The 21492-nt window shown below is 47.0% G+C and carries 6 protein-coding genes and 1 pseudogene; 3 read left to right on the top strand and 4 right to left on the bottom strand.

All coding sequences use genetic code 11. The annotated features are described in order from the left end of the window. Positions 1-51: 51 nt before the first annotated feature. Genes V513_RS09725 through V513_RS09715 form a run of 3 tightly spaced genes read right to left on the bottom strand, consistent with a single transcriptional unit; the run spans position 52 to position 8234 of the window. Positions 52-2526 carry a DUF11 domain-containing protein gene (locus V513_RS09725; protein WP_180274874.1) on the bottom strand — a complete coding sequence of 825 codons (2475 nt, stop codon included), beginning with the start codon at positions 2524-2526 and terminating at the stop codon, positions 52-54. Between the two features lie 20 nt (positions 2527-2546). Beyond that, on the bottom strand, positions 2547-3059 hold the full coding sequence (locus V513_RS09720) for a hypothetical protein (RefSeq protein WP_099772589.1): 513 nt from the start codon (positions 3057-3059) through the stop codon (positions 2547-2549). Between the two features lie 18 nt (positions 3060-3077). Beyond that, on the bottom strand, positions 3078-8234 hold the full coding sequence (locus V513_RS09715; protein ID WP_099772588.1) for an SdrD B-like domain-containing protein: 5157 nt from the start codon (positions 8232-8234) through the stop codon (positions 3078-3080). A gap of 1644 nt (positions 8235-9878) precedes the next feature. Between V513_RS09715 and V513_RS14345 the strand changes: the two are divergent. The 3 genes and pseudogenes from V513_RS14345 (at position 9879) to V513_RS09695 (ending at position 19291) form a co-directional block, all read left to right on the top strand. Next, positions 9879-10734: pseudogene (locus V513_RS14345) on the top strand (pirin family protein). Between the two features lie 207 nt (positions 10735-10941). Then, the gene (locus V513_RS09700) at positions 10942-14007 is read left to right on the top strand and encodes a Two component regulator three Y domain protein (RefSeq protein ID WP_099772586.1); all 3066 of its coding nucleotides are present in this window, start codon (positions 10942-10944) and stop codon (positions 14005-14007) included. A gap of 376 nt (positions 14008-14383) precedes the next feature. Further along, positions 14384-19291, top strand: a complete 4908-nt coding sequence (locus tag V513_RS09695) for a right-handed parallel beta-helix repeat-containing protein (RefSeq protein ID WP_099772585.1) — start codon at positions 14384-14386, stop codon at positions 19289-19291. Positions 19292-19599: 308 nt separating this feature from the next. Here the strand turns inward: V513_RS09695 and V513_RS09690 are convergent, their stop codons facing one another. Further along, the gene (locus V513_RS09690; protein ID WP_236609158.1) at positions 19600-20943 is read right to left on the bottom strand and encodes an APC family permease; all 1344 of its coding nucleotides are present in this window, start codon (positions 20941-20943) and stop codon (positions 19600-19602) included. Between the last annotated feature and the right edge of the window lie 549 nt (positions 20944-21492).

Below are 21492 nucleotides of genomic sequence, written 5' to 3'. Positions count from 1 at the left end.
GTGATCGCAGAGCTGAAGGCCATGGCCCGAAGGCCATGGCTAGAGAGATTCTTAGTTGTCGTATCCGTCAATCACGACGGGGAAGCTCACAGTACCGCTTTCACCTGCATCTAATGTGCTAAGTTCCCATCTGAGTGTCGTAACATCTCCAAAGACGGCGTCCGCGAATGTTTCCCAAGTTGCTCCAAAGTCGTAGCTCACTCCCGTTGGAAGCGGACTGAAGGTCCCGTCCGTTATTGATTCGTGGAGCTTCGTGTAGAATGGAATCGAATCGTAGACCGTGAAGGAGGCCACTGGTTCCGTGCCGATGTTGGAGTATGAGACCGTGTATATCAGTACTTCTCCGGGTTCTGCCTCTGTCTTGTCAACGGTCTTCGAAATCCTTATGTTTGCACTTACAACGACCGTTACGTCGATAATCTTAGCTGTTACTGATGTGTCTTCCTGTACCACTGCTTTAAGAGTAGATACGTCGATTACTCCCAGGGGTTCTCCCGGTACGAACAACCTGAAGATTCCCGTGATGCTCTGACCAGGTTCCAGAGGGAACGCAGAGTCGAGAGGCAAAGTGTTTCCACCCACTTCGAATACGTACGACCAGTTGCGGGAAGAATCAGGATATAGCATCACGGTAACGGCAACGTTTCCGGTGTTTGTCAGGGTGTGCTCGTAGTCTATATGAGAATTTGGGGCGGCCGAACCATTTCTGGAAGGCTGCAAGAGAATGCTGTAGACCTTGTTCACAGTAATACTGTTTTCCTGATAATCGGAGACAGTCGGGTTGTGCAGAGATGTCGCATGGAATTTCACCGGTACTGGAGTACCTGTCCAGAGAGTCCCTTCCGGTATCAGTACCCTCGCTATGATTCTCTTTCCAGCGTTTGGACCGATTTCACCGGTATTCGTCACCGAAGACATCTCTTCGGGATCCAGGATGCCGTCTCCATTTTCATCGATGTGGAATCTGACTGTCCATCCCGCTGGTGTAACGGCGGAAAGAGTGAAGGTGTCGCTCCCTTGAGACTCGTTTACGACGTCCAGAGGGAAGTAAACGTATGCTCCAGGGTCGCCCGTAAGGTTAACGGGAGTTTTGTCATAGATATTGTCTAATGCAGTTTCAGAAGCGTTTCCTATGGCGATTTCCGGTGTAGTTATAGGATGGACTATGTCAAGAGTTGTATCGGAAGCCGAACTGGAGATCGAAGAAATCGCCCTGACTATCGCCGTTATCGATGCGTCCGGCGTAGAGATGCTCGAAGGGACGAAAACTTTGACAACAACGTCAAAGGTCTCTCCGGGAGCGAGAGGTCCGGAGTCCTGCATTCCGTTGTTGTTTGAGTCCGGAAGCGGAGTAAGGTTTTCTGCGAAGAAGGCTATTGCCACAACTCCTTCGAGATCGGCAGGTATGATTTCATCTACCGTCACGTCAATAACATCAACTGAGAGGCCTGCGTTCTCCACTGTGTTTACAAAAGAGACCAGAGTGCCCGCAACACCCGACTCTGTAGACCTGTCCGTAGTCTCTACTAGAGCCCGGGGGTCTCCGGAGGGGCCGATCCAGACCATGGTGGTTTCATAACCGGGCCCGCCGACCATTATAGCCGAGACATTTGAGCTTCTACTGACGGATCCGCTAGTACTAGTGTCGTATTGCATAGTGGCGATATTCTCAATCATTCCGGACTGAGTATCGGCGTTGATTGTGACCTGAAACTCAACGCGGAATTGGTTTGCTGGAGGCAGCTCACCGATAGTTATAGTTATCGTACCGGCCGTATGTTCAAGTCGAGCGTCAGCGGAGCTTACGAAAGTAAGGTTTCCATCAAGAATATCGGTTATTACAATGTTGAAGGCGCTTTTGTTTCCGGAGTTGTTTCCGGAAATCACATAAGTGACAGTGTCCCCTGCGCTTACATCTTGTGGAACGACTGACTTGTAGAGATTTACTACTGCATCGTTGTAGACGGTAGCGTTTGCGGCGTTGTTGTAATCATAAGCGCTTACAGGATCGCTAGCCGAATCGACGTTTAACCATACGGTTGCCGTTGCCCCTGCAGTCGTCGCGCTAGGGACTCTGTACCTTAAGATTGCGTACCTGAAGTCATTTGAAGGTATAACGATACCCGCGCTCCAGAGAACCTCTCCAGGATCAACCAGTCCGTTGGCATTCTCATCGTAGTAGACTTCGGGAGTGATCGGCAAGAAAGTTGAGTTCACGTCGTCAATAACGGGTGTCGCATTGAAACTATCTGACGTGTTTGCCAGATTGTCGATTCTGAACTGGAAGTTCAAAGTCTGTCCGGCAGCGGCCGGCTGTTCAATTAGGTCCGGTGTTACCTGGACCGAGTAGACCGGCAAGACCGTAGTGATCACCTGGTTTGAGAGTATCGTTCTTTCAACGCCCGAGTTGTCGATGTACGTTGCCGCAGCCTGGTTCTTTATCTGTGTGCCAGCAGCGGGTGGCACGGCAATCGCGGCTGCCATAGCCAATGCCACGATAAGAACCAGAAGTAGTTTTCTTCTCATAAGAATCACCTCCTGAGTTTTCATTCGGATACCTTCACTCTGTAACATACTTTCAAAATATCAAAAGGCTTGAAATCTTTGGAGTAGATCCACAGGATGTTGGTGTAAGTAATCGGATTTACGAGTTTCTTGACAGTTATTCCTCCGACAACTTCTTCTGTAAAGAGAGGCGGTTTGGAGAAAGATATACCGCCGTCGATGCTGAAACGAAGTTCGATATCCTTTGCCTCCCATTCTTCATGTTTCCTCTTCTCTCCAGTAGCGCTTCCCTTTATGTAGAAGGTTTCTTCCGGTATCATCCCTACCATCTGGAGTCCCCCAAAAGTGGATTCCGAAACATTTTCATAGGTAAGGATGTACATTATCTCATCACCGGGGAAGACCTCCTGAAGAATTTCCAGTGTCTCCGTAGCCGTTCTCGAATCCCAGACCTTGTAGCTCTCAATCGATACTTTCACAGGTTCTTGATTCGAGAGACCGACTACTCCTACGAAGCAAAATAGAACGAGAACAAGTACCAATATCCTTTTCATTTAAAACCCTCCCAGATCTTACTCATTAATCCTGACCTTGAACAAAATAGAGACTGAACTGCCAGGTTGAAGTGCCCCAACTATCCTACTAACTTCTATAAAAAGAACGCCATCATTGAGAAAAGCGTAGTCGAGATTCGCATCTTCCCCCTCTTCCGCAAACAGGAGATGATCGTCTTCTCCGATGCACAACAGAACGTTTCCTTCAAACTCACCGATCGTGTAGCCGTTCTGCAAAAGAAGAAGATTTCTGTCGAGAGGATCGGTGATCTTCAGCGAGTTAATCGGAGCGCTTCCGTTATTTGAGAAGGAGATCCTGTATTCGATGGTATCGCCTGGTTTTCCTTCAGAGAATAACGACCATGGTGAGTCTAAAGTGAAATTTCTTGTCTCCTTGGATATCACAAGTCCATCAAAACCGACGGTCAACGTATCGGATGTCACAGCGCTGTCCGTCCCGGAAGAGTTCGCCCAGCTCTGCAAAGCTCTCAGAATAATGCTGTCAACAGTTCCGTTATCCACATCTAAGGGAACGGTCACGCCGACTCTCATGTAATACATTCCCGGATTCCTGATTTCAGACTGATCCCACTCTTCAATAATCCCTCCGAACTGATCGGCTTCGTAGATAGTTGTTTCGAAAGCCTGGGCCGAGATAGCTTCAAGATATACACTACCCGGAGTGGAGACAGTTAAAAAGTGATCGAAAAAAACAACTGAGTTTGGTCTTCCCGAAGAACTATTGATTCCCGAAAGAAGGAGTCTTCTCACATCGGCAAAGTTGTAATCTAAATCTGAGTCGATTCCCGAGCCAATCGAAATTCTATTTCGCTCATCGTAAGGATCGGAACCGTTGCTATCGAAGTCACCGGTCGATGTGCAGGAGGCTGGATCTAATTCTGTGATCGTAATGGGATAATCTGGACTGCCTGAGACGAAGAATCTGTAATAACCTTCCTCATCGGTGTATCTTGTGTAGGAATCAAAGCCGTTCGTCAGGACTATTTTAGCTCCTGCGATTCCTGATTCACCCTGATCCTTGACTGCATTGTTCGCGTTCCCAAGAAGGCCATCTCCCGAATCATCGAAAACGAATCCATTCATGATGAACCCCTCATAATCTCCGAAACTGGCCGATCCATTCTTACTATCAACGATTACCTCGATCCAGTTCGGAGTAGTCGAGATATATCCAGATGGATCGGAGCCTCCCGTAGAAGAGTCATAGAGATTCTGAGCATCTTCAACGACTCTGTATGATCCCTGGCTCACGGAAAATCCATAGGAACCATCCGATTCAGTTTCTGCATAATCACTCATCGACCATGCACCGGATTCGTATTTCCACAACTCGACTCTTACGCCGGCTATTCCCGATTCGCCCGGGTCCAAAACCCTGTTGTTGTTGGAGTCTTCAAATACAAAACCTTCTATCGCGAGACCCTCGCCAATCTGCTTGTTTGGACCGAATTCCGAAGTAGAGTTTCCAAGTATCGTGATTCCGTTAATCACAGTCTCCTGTGAACCGGTGTCAATTGTGCCGCTAAAGGTTCCGTTTGCATCTGCCAGGACTGAACCAACGTATTTTAACCCTTCGCCGTAAGATGCTCCGAGGTGAGCATCTCCCTCGCCGGCCAGTGCGCTGTAGATTTCTACTGTAGCTCCCGAGAAAACACTACTCCCGGTACCGTCTCCAACGTATCCTTCTATGGTAAGTAAACTGCCGGAGTAGCTTGCACCTGTAATTACAGGGTGATCGATGCCCTCATTTCCGAAGCCCGAATTGAGAAGCCCGTCATTTTCGTTAACTCCTTCAATAACTGAAGTCGAAGGATCTCTAAGAAGATCTATCGCAAGACCTCTGTTTTCGTAATAAGAGTTCTCGGCGAATTGCCCCTCTGAAGAATCGTTGCTTACCCTTATACCTGGGCCTGAAAGAGAGCCGTGGATTACGGTACGATAAACTTCTGCACCGGCCGAGAGATTAAGCGATACTCCGCAAGACGATGAGTTGCTTACAGTGAGATTCTCTATCGCAATAGAAGAATCACCCGATGTATATATACCGTTTCCATGTGAAACACCAGAGTGACTTCCTCCGTTCAGATCTACAATCGAGTTTCTTATTGTTATCTGATTCGCTGGCAACAGAATCGTTATGCCATTTCCGTCAGTACCGGAGGGACCTATGGCGTTGTCATATGTATGAATGTTTGTGACAATTATGTTGCTGCCTGTCAACAGGAGACCCGACCCATTGTGTGCGATGTACGAATTCGAGAGATTCCCGTTGCTTCCAAATACAATGCCAAACCGCTTGTTCAGGTAGTCATCCAGAGGTCTCGCCCCGTCTGCTCTGGAACCAATCACGAGTCCACTCAAATCCGTGTCAGGACCTGCAATAATTACTGGAGCCGATTGGTCACCCAGAGCACCGCCTCCGTTGAAGAAAGAGACATCTCTAAGCTCGAAACCCGAAGCTGTCGACATCGTCTTGAAGCAATAAGCCAGATCGTTGCAGTCGATTTCAACTTCAGTACCTGCGACCGCCGGCACAGCAATCCCGTCCGTTCCAGCCACTCCGCCTCCGAATGAGGATAGGTTAGTGTCAATGGTTTCGCCAGTAATGCTGAATACAGTGCCATCTACAATAGTACCGGTGTCAACAATCTCCGGAAGAACCGAAAGCAGTCTTAATGTCCACCAGGAACTCTCACCAGAAAAGGAGTTCTGCGGGGTCATCAATACGAACCTTATCGTGTTTTCTCCCGCAATCGCGTTAGAATTCAATACGAACTGCCTGAGGCTTCCCTGGTTTCCCTCTGTTCCTGGATCATTAACTCCTGTATCTCCGTTATTCACGACAACGTTGAAGGAAAAGCCGTGGTCGATTCCGTACACAGTTTCAGTCACTCCCGTAATATCTACAATGGAGAGATGCTCGAAGTTGCTGTCATCAACAGCCGTGGAGCTAATCGAAAAAGCATCAGATGCCTCTGGATCTATACCGCCGAAGGCCTGCAAATCGAGATAGACACCGTCGAAAAACTCACGCTTGTAGGTCTGTTCGGCCCAGACGACATCTCCAGCGAAGCCAGAGTTTATTCCCGAAGGAGAGACATCTCTCGAGTTGACTACAACGTAGTATCTGTAAGGAGGCAGAAAACCGAATGTGTACAGCCCGCTGCTATCGGTGGTAGTTTCTCCAAGAAAAGAATCGCCGCTGCTAAGAATGAAATTGTCGTCGAGTTCTCTGTACAGTCTGACGCGAACTCCTTCTTTTGGTAGATCGGTGCCAGCGGAGAATGGGTAGCCGTCGGCCTGTGAATCCTCAAAGACAGTCCCTGAAATCGAAAGGCTCAGGCTGCTGCAAACGTTTTCGAAGAGGGCTATCTGCCTCAGATCACCGTCAGTGTACTGAAGATATGAATCCATTGTGTTCCCCTGATAATCGACAACCACGGCCTTTACTAAGTAGTTTCCCCTGGGAATCTGTGAAGTGTCCCAGCTAAATCTCCATGGATTGAATCCATCAACGGACGTAGCGTTGCCAATTGATATCCAGTCAAATCCGTCATCCGCAAGTCCGTTTTCGTTGAAATCGAAGTAATAAAAGAACTCCACGCCCGTAACAGATGATCGTACCTGGCCATCGACCAGAATACTGGCATCCTGTACCAAGGCCTCGACTAGAGAAGGTCCGCATCCCGTAACAGTAATCTTTGATGTCAGAGGAATCTGACTTATCTGCCCGGAAGTGTTTATAGGGTCGCCAAATAGAACAGGGCTATTTGTCTCCATGTTGTAAATTCCCTGATAAGCCAGGTCCTTTTGAACTGGGTTGTTTGTATTTGCGCTTGTGGTGAAAGCAAGCTGAAAGACTGAGCTAGTTGTAAGCTTCGGTCCGCCGACTGCGGTTGCGTCAAGCGCCGAAAGAGGAACCTGAATATCGAGAATGTACACCTTTCCCGCGGAAGGATCACTGTATTCCGTAACCCTGGTCCTCGAAAAATCCCACACAGAAGGTGATGGATCTACATCCCAGTTCGCAGGTCTTTCGGGCTCGCCGTCGCTGTCCGTAGGATTGTATCTGTGCCTTGCGCTGTCCTGCTTCCAGAGCATATCACCGTCATAAAGATACTGGTTGTTGATATCTCCGTAGAAGACCCTTATATCATCAGGAGCGCTTCCTGAATCCGTTCCGTCAAGTTCGACCGCAAAGTCTCTGTATCCGTCTCCGTCAAAGTCAATAAGAATCACCCAGGTTGAAGATGTATATGGAGTGCCCCTCCCGAATAATGAAAGAGGATTTCCGCCCAGTACTATTCTGAACATCATTACTCCGGAGTCGAAGTAGACCATTACAGAGGGGAGAGAAGGCGTGCTGACGATATCTACGTGTGACGGGTTTACAGATCCACCACTGGAACTATCTACACTACCTGATTTATCATACACCGGATCTCCTGAGTAGGTGTAAGGGATCCACTCTCTTAGGTCAACACTTGCCTTGTAAACTCTTGCGTAGTCGAACTCTAACTGAATAAATCCGTCACAGCCGAGGCCTACGTTTCCGCTTAAATAGGGGTCTTCCATATCGGTGTATCTGAGAACCTCAATACCGTTGATATGCATGCCGAATTCATTTCCGATAACGGTTACCGAGATTTCCTGCCACTGATTCCAGTCGAAACCCGTCGAGGTTACCGATGTAATTAGGGTTGTCGACTCTATTCCATTTACAATTCTCTTTATGGCGAATCGATTTGAGTAGTTCGTGTCTATTTCGAAAGCGTATCCATTCAAACTACTGGCTCCTCCAGTTGTACGAGCAAATACCTTGTAGCTGGACTCTCCCGCCGCCTCTTCACCGACCACCCTTGCAAGAACCTTTAAAGAGTAATCAGTCCATGCTTCACTACCATTAAGAATAGCTTTACTCTGTCCGTTACTTGTTATGTTCAGTAAACCACCGCACACACTCCAGGCTTCTGCGGGTTGATAGTCAAACAAATCGGCTGTTGTGGAAAATTCAAAGGATGCCAGTGCGGGGCTTGGATTATCTGGCCATGCTGCCGGATATCCCGTGGGATCCATGTAGTTTGTCAAAGCAAGACCCAGCGAAAGGATCACAGCAATGAACAATATAGACGAGACTATCTTCTTTTCACCCATCGGTCACCCACAAGAATATAGTTGCGATTCTTCTAGCTATTCAACACAGTGAACATAAAAAATTGTTTATTTTGATTCATTCCAAATAGTAATTCAATCACTCATTTTGTTACATAATTTAGTATATCTTAGATTTGTCCATCGAGATACCAAAGAACAAGCCCAAATTCTGCTTTAGAAAAAGTCCTTAATGCTTTGAAAAACAACGAGCTCCGTTGCCCGTCAAAAAAAGGTGTAGAGGTGCGAGGAAAGAGCTTTGAAAATTATGAAAATCACATTTCGTGATCTGAACTTGTTTCAGAATCCAGGTCTTCCATTCTGACTTTGGTTCCTATTCTTGCAAATGACAACTTGCTTCTTGTAACTGCGCCTTTGCTCTTTCCAACCCCGAGCCCGCTCCCACCTACCCCGTAAAGACAACTTGATCTTCCTTAAGTCCGAAAGTGAAAGGGAAGGTATTCTTGGTACTTTGAGAGGGATCTGGCGGCATATAGTAAACAGAGCGAGGCGTATCGACATTGTTTTCGTAACACCTGGGCGTAATGTAGTTTGAGAATAGATAGGGCATATCGAATGAGCAGAATGTAACTTGCAGTACGATGAACCCTTACGATTCGAGCTGTTCGATTAATGTGTTTACATTATCCTCGGTGGAGTAGGGGTCGTCGCAGTAAACTATCGCCGAAAGCACTACGAAAAGAAGGACCAAGAAATGTTTTATATTTATACTTCCTCGAAGTTTTCGAGACTATCAACCGATCTCAAAATATACTCTGCAAGTTCGGCTCATAGTTAACTGTACTTTTTTCTTTGTTCTCAACAGATGATTCTCCATAAACATCTCGTTTTCTAGAAGGTAAAGAGAAAATCGTTGAGCAAAAGGAGATTTCGTACGGACTTCGAGTAACTTCTTGGCAAGTAACGACGTAAGTGGATATGATTCATGAAAGCGCTGAAAGGATAACGTTTGAACAGAAGAGAATTCGCAGATCGCAACTGTTGCCGAATACCAACTCGCATTAACTGCATCCGGATGGTGCCTATGACCTCCGGCAACGAACCTTTCCGACCGGTTCATCTTCCTTGGAAAATTGATCCTAGATATTTAGTGCACACCGGAATTCTATCATCATCTCCTGTGAATCCAAAGAGATCGAATCATTATGCACTCAGTGATCTGCAGATTTCTCAATCTCCCCTTTCTGGGCATGCCGTGCTGTTTCAACGAGGTTTGCCGAGAAAAGAAAACAACTTCAGGTTATCTCTCATCTTTTCCCATACTTCTGCGACAATACTCCCAAAATCCTTTCTTATAATCTGTTTGAAGATGAACTGAAGAACTCTAAGGCGAGTATGAAACATAGAAGTACAGTTAGCGACAACTAATTACCAGGCGCAGAAATGACAGAGGAAACCTTCATTACCTTTCTCACCCCCATCCCTTAAAGCCGGGCCAAAAAACAAGGTCCGGTCTTCCTATTGTCTTTGATCTGATAAACAAGGATATTCTTGCAGGCTTATCTAGGATAATAGATCATGGGGTTCAGATGGAAGTCATTTATGACTGGGGATCTTCAGATACCATTTTTGCGACAGGCTTCTGAGTATTGATGTATGAGAATCCGTTGCGAAGTAAAGAGGAGAATGCCAGTGAATAGAAAACGGAGAATTGGCAAGATCGTGACTGGGAAAGCTGTCGTTGATGGGGCCGGAGTAAAACTCGTTAGGGTTTTGGGTCATAGAGATGTCGAGGATTTCGACCTTTTTTTTGTTACTGAATGCCTTTGATTCCACTGATCCGGAGGATTATGTCAAGGGCTTCCCTTGGCATCTTCACAGGGGGTATCGAGACCGTAACTTATCTTATTAGCGAGATTATCGAACACGGTGACAGCCTTGGTAACAAAGGAGAGATACTAGATGTTGACTGTCAGTGGATGACGGCAGGTTCGAGAATTATCCATCAGGAGATGCCTGAGTCAGCTGAGAGGATGCTTGGGGTTCAGTTGTGGTTGAATCTTCCGACAAAAGATAAGATTACTGACCAGAGATACGGTGATATAAGAAGTGAAAACGTTCGATTGTAACTGAAGAAGGCGTAAGAATACTAGTAATAGGCGGGTCTTAAAAGGAATCGGCAGGAGCTTTTGAAGGCTGGTACGTGAAAGCCACATATCTTGACGTGCGGGTCGATGCAGGGAAGGAATGGTTATACGAGTCTGAGAATCGCACCACTCTTTTCATATGTATTCTTCAAGGTAGTGGGAGTTTTGATCCTGGCCAATCTGAAGCCAACGAAAACGCGGTTCTCTTCGGTGAGGGTGAGCAATTTTGGATCAAAGCAGGGACAGAGGGAATTAGGTTTCTTCTTTTGTCAGGGAAGCCTTTGAAAGAGCCCATTGCATGGGGAGGCCCCATATTTATGAACACAAATGAGGAACTTGAACTTGCTTTCAGGGAGCTACGCGAGGATTCCTTCGTCAAGAACGACGGCGGATAACTACCGGTAGCTGAAATGACATTTCGAGAAGACCCGTTGAATGCTTCAGATGATAAACTACTCATATGAAATCGTTCTGACGGTTCTTTCGTATTGCATCTGTCATGTTATGTAATTAACGATTGGATTTACCTCACCTGTTTCTTGAATGTGCAGACTTGTTATTTAGCCAGCTCTGTTTGGAGCATTTAATAGGGGGAGAGCAACTTGAAAAAATATATCCTATTCGTTCTGTCTTTGTCTTTGATTTTCCTGCTGTTCGGATGCCCGGCCGTGAACAAATCGCCAGAAGTTGTAAAGCTCGATGGAGCTAACGGCAAAGTGACAACAAGCAGCTGTACATTCCTGTGGTCGGGAAGTGACACCGACGGTTCAATTATCAGATATGAGTATAGAAAGGACTCCGCTGACTGGGAGAGCAACGGAAACGAAACCGTGTATACCTGGAGCGAATACTCTGAAGGCGAACACACATTTGAAGTAAGGGCTCAGGACAATGAAGGGGCCTATTCGGAAATTATTATCTGGATCTTCAATTACGACCCTCCCAACGTGCCTCCAGCAGTGACAAAGACCGGAGGAGTTGAAGGAGAAACGGAAGAGTCGAGTAACACTTTCTCGTGGAACGGAAACGATCCAGATGGTGAAATAGTGCGATTCGAACTGAGAAAAGACTCGGGAGAGTGGATCGATACAGAGCTTTCCGATGAATACACATGGAACGGTTATTCCGAAGGCGAACACACGTTTGAAGTGAGGGCGCTCGACAATGAAGGGGCCTATTCGGAAATTACTATCTGGATCTTCAATTACGACCCTCCCAACGTGCCCCCAGTAGTAACAAAGACCGGAGGAGTCGAAAGAGAAACGGAAGAGTCGAGTAACACTTTCTCGTGGAACGGAAACGATCCAGATGGTGAAATAGTGCGATTCGAACTGAGAAAAGACTCGGGAGAGTGGATCGATACAGAGCTTTCCGATGAATACACATGGAACGGTTATTCCGAAGGCGAGCATACATTTGAAGTAAGGGCTCTCGACAATGAAGGGGCCTATTCGGAGACAATCGTGTGGTCGTTCAACTACGACCCTCCCAATGTGCCACCAGCAGTGACAAAGACCGGTGGTCTTGAAGGAGAGACAGATAACGCCTCAAATGTCTTTTCATGGTCGGGTAATGATCCCGATGGCACAATAGTTGAATACGAATACAGAAAAGACGCAGGGGTCTGGACTAACATCGGAATGGAAAACGAATACGTCTGGAGCGGCTACTCTATCGGGAATCACTCTTTTGAGGTTAGGGCTAGAGACGATGAAGGATCATATTCTCCAACTCTTGTCTGGAATTTCGAATATGTACTGCACAATAATGCTCCTACAGTAACAAAGACCGGTGGAATTGAAGGCGATACGACCAGGTACCTCAATACATTCACTTGGACCGGAAGCGATTCAGATGGATCGATTGAACGGTATGAATACAGAAAGGACCGCGGTGACTGGATAAGTGTAGGTACTGACTTGAGTTATACGTGGAGGGGATACTCAGAAGGAAATCATGTCTTCGAGGTTCGCGCTCTGGATGATGGAGGCGCGTATTCGCAGATAGTTATCTGGTCATTCACTTACAGCTATGCGAATCAGCCCCCGGTGATTACAAAGACTGGCGGTCTTGAAGGCGATATACACGTGTCAAGCAACTCGTTTTCATGGACAGGCAGCGACTCAGATGGCACGATAGCAAAGTATGAATACAGCAAAGACAACGGTGATTGGGTCGATTTTGGACTCGGGACGAACTATACGTGGAGTGGTTACTCAGAGGGAAGCCACTCATTCAGAGTCAGAGGACGGGACGATAGGGGTGCGTATTCCGAAGAGGCTCTCTGGAGTTTTACATACAGTATTCCCCCGCAGGAAATGGGGGCCTTCAAGGTCGTGAATTCGTGGGGAGTCGGTGGTTGGGAGAACGTTCCGGACGGCTTCCTGTACATTACATACGAAGCAATGAAGGAAAACCAGGTCCGCTGCTTCACTATAGACCCAAGAGAGGACTACGAACCGAGAGCAATTGCAGTATTCGAAATCTCGCATGGAATAAGAGATGATTGCGAGATAACGGTTGGGGTAGGCAACCCTTCTTCTCCCATAAGAGAAAAGAGATTCGATGACTATAGCTATAGAGGAGGGCAGCATCCTTTCCCTGACAACAAGATGGTGCTGGATATCACCGATCTCCTACCCTTTGAAGATGAGACATTATTCCTGAAGGTATTTGATTCCTTCAATGACTTCACCACGGGAAGCATAGAGTTCTTTTCCGTGGAAGTATTCGACAATTATCAATCTGGAACTCCTGTGGCGATATACACTTCGACCGAGACACCGAAGAATACCGTAAACAACTCATTCGTAAACGTGCAGATTCATAATGTTGTCGCAGCACAGGGCTCTTCATACTACCTTTCAAGCATAAGGCAGGGTTTGTCACGGGAAATGCTCGAACTTCTAAAAGCAGACCTAGGCGTCCTCGAAGAAGGAAGAAATTACAACGAGATTATTGACGGACACGGTACTGGTTTGCGTCCTCCTTCTGAAGACGATTGGGATGAAATCGCCAGGACCTGGCATCTGATGGACGGCTTCTCAGTCCAGGGAAGCTTACCATCGACTTTAGACCATTCCGTTTCGATGTACTTTCCTCCCGTGGGAGATCAGGGCGGCGAGGGCTCGTGTGTAGCCTTTTCAAATGGGTATTATATTTCCACTTTCTATGAAGCCAGGGATAGAGGCTGGGATCTCAGCGGCGCAGACTGGACAGATGGAGGAGAACCTACTCCTTCGTATCAGAACAGAATATTCAGTCCTGACTTCATCTATCATCAGATAAATGATGGCGAGGACGGGGGGTCATCATACCTCGATGCTCAGAAGCTGTTGTCGAGAGTTGGAGTCAGCAGCTGGGAAGAAATGCCTTACGATACGAGCGATCACACTTCATGGCCTTCCGAATCTGCATGGAGAGAAGCTCCAAGATACAGGAACGGTATGAATGTAATTAGCTACTTGACCGTAAGGACGGATCAGGACATACTGACTATCAAGTCCTATCTCGCCGCGGGTTATCTGGTATCTGTTTCAGTAGACGCCAATCAGTACAAGAACCTTACAGAGAAAGACGTCTGGAACACATCAACTTACATTTATCCCGATACTAATCACGCAAACACAATAGTTGGTTACGACGATAATTTCAACGGTTCTCTTTGATTAACATCAGCTTCTCAATTTGCGGCAGTACTGAGCATTGAGGATGTCTACAGAAGCATTCTTTCTGTAGAGTTTCAATATTACGAATTCACAGGTTCTTCGGAATCAGTATTGCTTCGCCATAGAACTACGATTTCCCTTTCAACGAGTCTGCAGAGAAGAACGTGGCAATGAGATTGAGTCAGAGGGTCTGGCTTCATTTGCTATCAGCAAAACTTTCTTCTGTAGTTTCTTTCATGCGTTGTTTTATCTGTTCACTTCTGCAAGGTATTGCTTCAAGACGAATGTATAATCTGTTCATACGATGGCTTTGGCAGGAATACAGTCGCTCTCCGATCAAAGCTCGACAGAGCCAGGGACATCTCGGAGGTGCCGCATGAAGAAGGTTTTTGTGCACGTTTTAAAGTCCGTTAGATCTTGGCTGCTGATAATGCTTCTAATCCCTTTTGGATTACTTTTCTCAGAGAACATGGAAACACCTGCTGACAATTACAAACCTCCCACAGAGGTTTCCGGGACTATAGCCGAGGACACGGTCTGGACAATCGATCGTAGCCCGTACCTGGTTAGGGCGACAATAACGATTTCTCCAAATGTGATCCTCACAATAGAGCCCGGCGTGGAAGTCCTCATAGTTCAGAATCAGGATTTCATCGTTAACGGTACACTGAGGGCCGTTGGCAACGAGGCAAACCCGATTGTTTTCACAGGTACTGCTCAGGTACCAGGTTGGTGGAGATCGATAAACATTCAGGGAGAAGGTTCGGCATTTCTTGAGTGGTGCGAAGTCTCCTTTGCAGGAGCGTCAACGGGGGCCGGCATTCTCAAAGCGGGATCGGGTTCTCTGAGACTCGTCAATTCCGTTGTTAGAAGGGTTATGGGAGATGGCCTTCGGATTTCGGCAGGGTACTCCTCGTTTGAGAGTATCAACAATACCTTCATGTATAACACAAACGGGGTTAGGCTCGGAATAAATGCATCTTACTCTGATCAGAGTTCGACCTTTATTTCGAACCAGGTTGACATCCATCTTGACGGCGGAGCGATCACTGGGATCGTAAAATGGGGAGCCAGTAGTGATTACTCCATGACGGTTACCGGAGATATTTCTATAAACGCAGGAGCATCGCTAGAAGTAGCTCCGGGAACGGTTGTCAAACTGAGACAGAACAACAGGTTTTTGGTTTACGGTCAACTTCAGGCAAGAGGAAAAGAAGATCAGCAGATCTACTTCACCGATTTGCGCGATGATACTGTCGGAGGGGATGCTAATAGAGATGGCAGTGAGACGATCGCTGAAGAGGGATGGTGGAGATCTATCAACATCCAGAATGAAGGCTCGGCAGTTCTTGAATGGTGTACTCTTGCATACGGAGGTAGATCGGATGGTGCAACTCTGCTCAAGAGCGGGACGGGTTCTATCAGGATATCCAATTCAGCGATTGTAAGAAGCTCCGGGGACGGGCTAAGGGTAGCTGCAGGGTACTCTCTATTTGAATCTTCGGACAACTATTTCGGGTATAACTCGATTGGTATTCGATTGGGAATAAATTCATCTTTCTCTGATTTCACTTCCCGTTTTGAAAGTAACGATCTCGATGTTCATCTTGACGGCGGGACGATTAGCTCCAGTGTGGTATGGGGTGCAAGCAGCGAGTATTCAATGGTAACGGGCGGCGACGTAGTTGTCGCTGCGGGAGCTTCACTGAAAGTCATGCCCGGAACTGTAATCAAGCTTAGGCAGAACAACAGAATCCTCGTCTACGGTCATCTTGAGGCAGCCGGTCAAGAAAGCGCCCCCATATACTTCACAGACTTTCGAAATGATCTTGTCGGAGGGGACGCAAACAGAGACGGCGAAGCCACCGTTCCTGCAAGCGGCTGGTGGCGCAGCATAAGCCTGCTTACAGAAGGTACCGCGAACTTTGAGCATTGTACAATCGGGTATCTTGGAGTAAGTGACATGGCAGGAGTGATAAAGAGCAGCACTGGCACCTTTTCTATTCTCAACAGCACGATTCACGACGTTACCGGTGACGGATTGAGGATTGACAATTCCGCAGGAAGTGCGGAAGTGAAGTATTCGACACTATCTTATAATACCGGTGCTGGACTGTACTACAAAACCGACGGCGTCCACATTGAGGCGCTGACCATATCTTCCAACGGAATTGGGATAAGACTCCCGGCGGGCTGTTCGGTCGAGGTTGATGAACAGACCTATTTTGATGGGAACGATATTGCAATACAGATCGATCCTGCCGCAATTTCAGGCAGAGTAACGTGGGGGGCACCCAGTAATATATCCATATTGATGAACGGCAGTGTTTCGGTTGCATCGGGGGCAAGCCTTACCATTAGGCCTGGCAGCGTAATCAAGATAGCTCAGAACGCATTCCTTGCAGTAGATGGAGAACTAATGGCGAGCGGAACCGAGGATAACCCGATCTTTTTCACTGAGACTCGTGACAACTCGGTTGGAGGGGCGTTGTCGGGTGATGGTTCTTTGCCAGAAGCGGGCTGGTGGAGGTCTATCAACATACGTAATGAAGGTAAGGCCATTTTCGACTGGTGCACAATTGCATATGCCGGTCGTTCCGACGGGGCTGCGATATTGAAGAGCGGTGCAGGCTCTCTAAGAATATCGAATTCTGTTCTGTCGCACACTTCTGGAGATGGTCTACGCCTATCTTCGGGTTATTCGTCCTTTGAGCACTTTCAGAACGAGTATTCTTACAACACAATTGGAGTCAGGTTGGGCATAAACGCTTCATTTGCCGATGTAACAACAAGGTTCGAAGGCAACTCCACTGATATTCAATTGGACGGTGGCGCCATAACCGGTACAGTTTCGTGGGGATCGGATGGCGATTACTCCATGGTAATAACAGGCGATGTGAGCATCTCGGCCGGTGCCTCGCTAAGTATTCTTCCGGGAACTGTGATCAAATTCAGACAGAACAACAGAATCCTTGTTTACGGAAGTCTCCAGGCATTGGGAGAAGCGGATTTGCCAATCTACTTCACCGACTTGAGGGATGATCTTGTTGGTGGAGACGCGAACAGAGATGGTGGAGAAACTACCCCCGCTCCTGGCTGGTGGAGATCGATAGGTATTATGACTGACGGCACGGCGACTTTCGAACATTGTGTGATTCGATTCGCCGGATACGGTGATCGATCTGGGGTTCTAAAGAGCAGTACTGGCGCGGTTTCGATGACAGATACGGTAATTGAGAAGGTTGCAGGGGATGGCTTCAGAGCAGATAATGCTGCCGGAGGAGTGAAGATCGGCAGATCGACTTTCTCTGAAAACTCCGAAGCCGGATTGAACTGCAGGACGGACGGGGTTTCGGTAGAAGAATCCGTCTTCCTATCCAATGATACTGGTGTAAGGACAGTCGCAAACGCTTCTCTGATTTTAGATGACGAAACCTACTTCTCTGAAAACAACAAAGACATTTATGTAGAAGCGGCAACTATTAGCGGTAGTGTTGTCTGGAGAGTCCCTAAGCACCTCTCCTTACTTCTCAGCGGCAGCACCTCAATCTCAGTGGGAGCGAGACTTGAGATCAAGCCGGGAACTGTAGTTAAGATGGCTCAAAACTCTCTGATCACTGTCGATGGGGAGCTCATCGCGCTTGGAACTGGAGAAGAACCCGTCTTCTTCACTGATTATCGTGATGATTCCGCAGGCGGCGACTCAAATAGAGATGCAGATGCAACCTTGCCGGTCAAGGGCTGGTGGAACTCTATAAATATTAGAGAATCCGGATCGGCTGAATTGGACTTCGTCGATATCGGCTATTCGCAGAATGGTATTGTCAGAGCCGGTTCGGGATCATTCACACTGACCAACTCCAATATCCATGATGTTTCTGGAGAAGCACTCAAGCTTCTTTCGGGATACTCCTATCTGGAGCTGTCAAACAACGTGTTCCTTAGAAATGGCGCTGCAGTTCGATTGGCTACAAACGTTTCTTTCGATGACACTCTCGCCGCATTTGAAGAAAACGGTACCGATGTGTACGTAGATGGAGGCGAGATAAACAGTAATGTTGTTTTCGGCTTGAGTAGTGATTATTCATTCTACATCTCTGGAGAACTGACTCTCACAAAAGGGGCAGTTCTCGAGATAAGACCCGGAACGGTCCTAAAGTTTGCCGCCAATAGGGGACTAAGGATTTCGGGAAGTCTTAAGATGTTAGGAACTGAACAGGCACCGATAACACTTACCGACTGGCGCGACGATTCTACGGGAGGAGACGCAAATCATGATGGTGATGCCTCGCTTCCTGAACCCGGTTGGTGGAGGTCGATCTACATACAGGAAGAGGGCAGCGCAGAACTCGAATGGGCCAGAATAATGTATGCAGGCTACGGAGACAAGGCAGGTGTCTTCAAGACAGGTTCAGGATCTCTAATCTTAAGAAATTCAGTGATCTCTCGAATTGCCGGTGATGGTCTTCTGGTAAGCAGTAGTTCGGGCCATCTGGAAGTCTCCGGCTTATCATTCCTGGAAAACTCGACAGGAGTGGGTATCTCATCTCAGCAGACAGTTCCTCTGGAATTTGTTGATTGCGTCTTCGAGGGAAACGTCGTTTATGGTATTAGAAACGATAGCCCGGTTGAAGCCGTCGCCGTCGATTGCTGGTGGGGCGATATATCGGGGCCGCATCATCCTTCTCTGAACAACCGGGGAACAGGAAATCCCGTTAGCGACAATGTATCATTCGATCCATGGATAGGAAAGGAAGAGCTCATGAATGAGTCCGAAAGTGAGGAAGTGCCCTCTGAGAATGCTCAAGAGGTAGTTCAAGAGACCGTTGTTGCGGAATGGATAGAAGTCTCTTCGGACGGACTGTGCTATGAAGTACCTTCTTCCTGGTTCGATGATTCGGAGGGGTACAGACTCGAACTGGAGGGCGATGAGAATTCGAAGCCGGTAAGCAGATGGTTTGATGCTGAACCCGGCTCAGAGAACATCTTCTTCGTCATCGCTAAAGTGAAACCGGAGTTCCTCGAAAAAGAAGAAGAGGAAACAAGACTCAACATGGAAGTTGTCGAAGAATTCGAAAGGCTAATCGCCGGGGAGCCGGGAATATGGATAGAGCTTACGGCTGCGCAATGGAATGTTGAGAGATCTATCTACTCTCACGTCTACGAACCGGGAAACGATGGATACTGTCTTTCAGTCGGTTTTGCTGCGAAGACAGGCTTCTGGACTCAGTACGAGCCTGTACTGGAAAGAATAATGGAAACGTTAAGATACTGCGGAAACTGAATCGGCTATCAGAGCAAGACGCGCAAAAACACCGGCAAAGGTGGAAATCTTTGCCGGTGCTTTTTACAAAAGATTACTCTACCTCGAGAAATCACTTCTTTGATGACGGCGTCTATCAATCAAGAAGACATCACAATCCTTCATCTGAACTTGATTCAGAATCTCGATTCTTCTTATCGATCAACTGAGAACCGTTCAACGAAGTATCAGTTCTTTTGCTCTTTCCGACCCCTTACCCGCTAACCCCAACCACGGTTCCTCAGAAGCTCGGATCCCGAATCAAGTTTGGGGTAGCGAAATCCAACAGCTCAATCATCAAAGACCGAAAGGTCATTTCTGGAGAATACATTCTTCTCAGTACGGTCCAGGTATTTCAGTCTGAAGATGAAGTATATCATTCCGATTACTTCCCAGACGATAAAGAACAGGAAGAAAGACGTGCTAAAGTCCACTCCGACCTGGTAGAGAAGAATAAGCATAATAAGTATTGAAAACACCACACCGAGAATGGGAATGAAGATGAACCATTTCTTCTTAACAATTGCAGGAGCCGTTTTTCTAAGCGTTTCATTTTTCTTCAGTTTGAAAACCGCAAACATCGTGGGAATAATCACCGCGATTCCTCCAATCGAAGCGAAGGCTGCAAATAGGTTTAGGCCGGATTCGCCGACTGAAATCAGCATAATGGAAGAGAGAAGCCAAATAATTGTCAGCAAAACCCATGGTGTTCCTCTCTTGTTGACCAGTCCGAGTTTCGAGGGGAATACTCGAAGTTTGCACAGCGCAAGCAAAGATCTAGTACCCCACATGTATGTAGCGTTTATCGTTGTGGCGATAGCGAGTATCGGACCGCCGAATGCAAAGACGTAGAAAAGAAATCCGCTAAGGTAATTCGAAGCTACATCATTAAGAGTGCCGTTAGCCATTACCTCTTCTCCCACTCCAAAAGAGACTATTGCCATCAAAAGATAGCAGATCAGAACAATTGAAAGAGATAACATAACTGAAAGCGGGAGATTTTTTCTGGGATTCTCCACTTCTCCGCCCAGCTCTATTACGGCATTTGAACCGGCGAAAGTAAATGTAAGGAGCGCAGAAGCGTAAATCATTGGACCCAATCCCGTTGAAAAGAGTCCTTCAAGGTTTCTCGGGTCGATTTTTGCAACGCCCGGAACGGTGTAAATGGCAATCGCTACAAAGAGGAGAGCAACAAATACTATCTCTACTATAGAAGCCGTTTTCAGCCCGAGCAGATTGACTACATAGAAGAATGTGAGAATTATCAAAGCGACAGGTACGACAGAAATTCCATTCCAAATTCCTTTCATGTAGGATGCCAGTGCCAGAGCATTCAACGGAAAAAGTCCCACAAATGCACCGAAGAGATAGGCCCAGAGACCAAGGAATGCAACTTTGGGTGAAAAGAGGAAAGCGCCGTACTTGAAGGTTCCACCGGTCGTGGGAAGTGTCGATCCAAGCAACATGACGTTTATCATTATTATCGCCATAGGAAGAAAGGCAAAGATAAAGGCAACGATGGTCCCAATCCCGGCACTTTTGTAAGCTATCGGCATATAGACAAATATGCCTGCACCAATAGTCATACCTACTTCTAAAGCAACAAGATCCCAGAACTTGAGTGATTTCTTCATTTGAGACACCTTTCTGGCCAAATTAGAAGGCATTCAGAATGGCCTGACAGTATATGGCGTATTATACAGTAAATCTTCTCTATAGAAAATTCTCCTATATCCATGACTTCTGGGGGTTCGGGTGACGATCTAACTCTCTCCGCTTTTTCAGAAGGGGATACTATGGCCTGCGCCGGATACTCAACATCTCTTGAAAGGTCGGGCGTTTCTTCGGAAACTAAAGATCTTTGGGTTATTGAAGTCAAGAAATCGAAAGCGTACCTGTCGCGAATAGTTCAAGAGCGAAGGTTTTTACGTGTCCACTAAATGAAATTGGTGGGAAGACTAGAAACCTCAAGTAAACTGTTCAACGCGGTTCTATGCATGAATTTTACGGATTGTCATACGCTTTCACAATTTTGGGCAGCAGATACACTGTCTGTCAGTCGTCATGTTAGGTGGTTCTAGATTGCTGATCCATATCTCGAAAAAGTCATGAGTGAGCGTTACGTAGCAGGTTTTTCTCTGAGAACCCAGTTTCCCAATTGAAGCGTTCCTGTACAGGTCTTG

The organism is Mesotoga sp. H07.pep.5.3 (assembly GCF_002752615.1).
Lineage (GTDB): Bacteria > Thermotogota > Thermotogae > Petrotogales > Kosmotogaceae > Mesotoga > Mesotoga prima.
Note: the sequence above shows the minus strand (reverse complement) of the source record. Positions and strands in the feature narration are given on the sequence as shown.

Bases quoted from the DNA above. Each gene is read 5' to 3' on its own strand.
- V513_RS09725 (WP_180274874.1), bottom strand. From the start codon at position 2,526: ATGAGAAGAAAACTACTTCTGGTTCTTATCGTGGCATTGGCTATGGCA.
- V513_RS09720 (WP_099772589.1), bottom strand. From the start codon at position 3,059: ATGAAAAGGATATTGGTACTTGTTCTCGTTCTATTTTGCTTCGTAGGA.
- V513_RS09715 (WP_099772588.1), bottom strand. From the start codon at position 8,234: ATGGGTGAAAAGAAGATAGTCTCGTCTATATTGTTCATTGCTGTGATC.
- V513_RS09695 (WP_099772585.1), top strand. From the start codon at position 14,384: ATGAAGAAGGTTTTTGTGCACGTTTTAAAGTCCGTTAGATCTTGGCTG.
- V513_RS09690 (WP_236609158.1), bottom strand. From the start codon at position 20,943: ATGAAGAAATCACTCAAGTTCTGGGATCTTGTTGCTTTAGAAGTAGGT.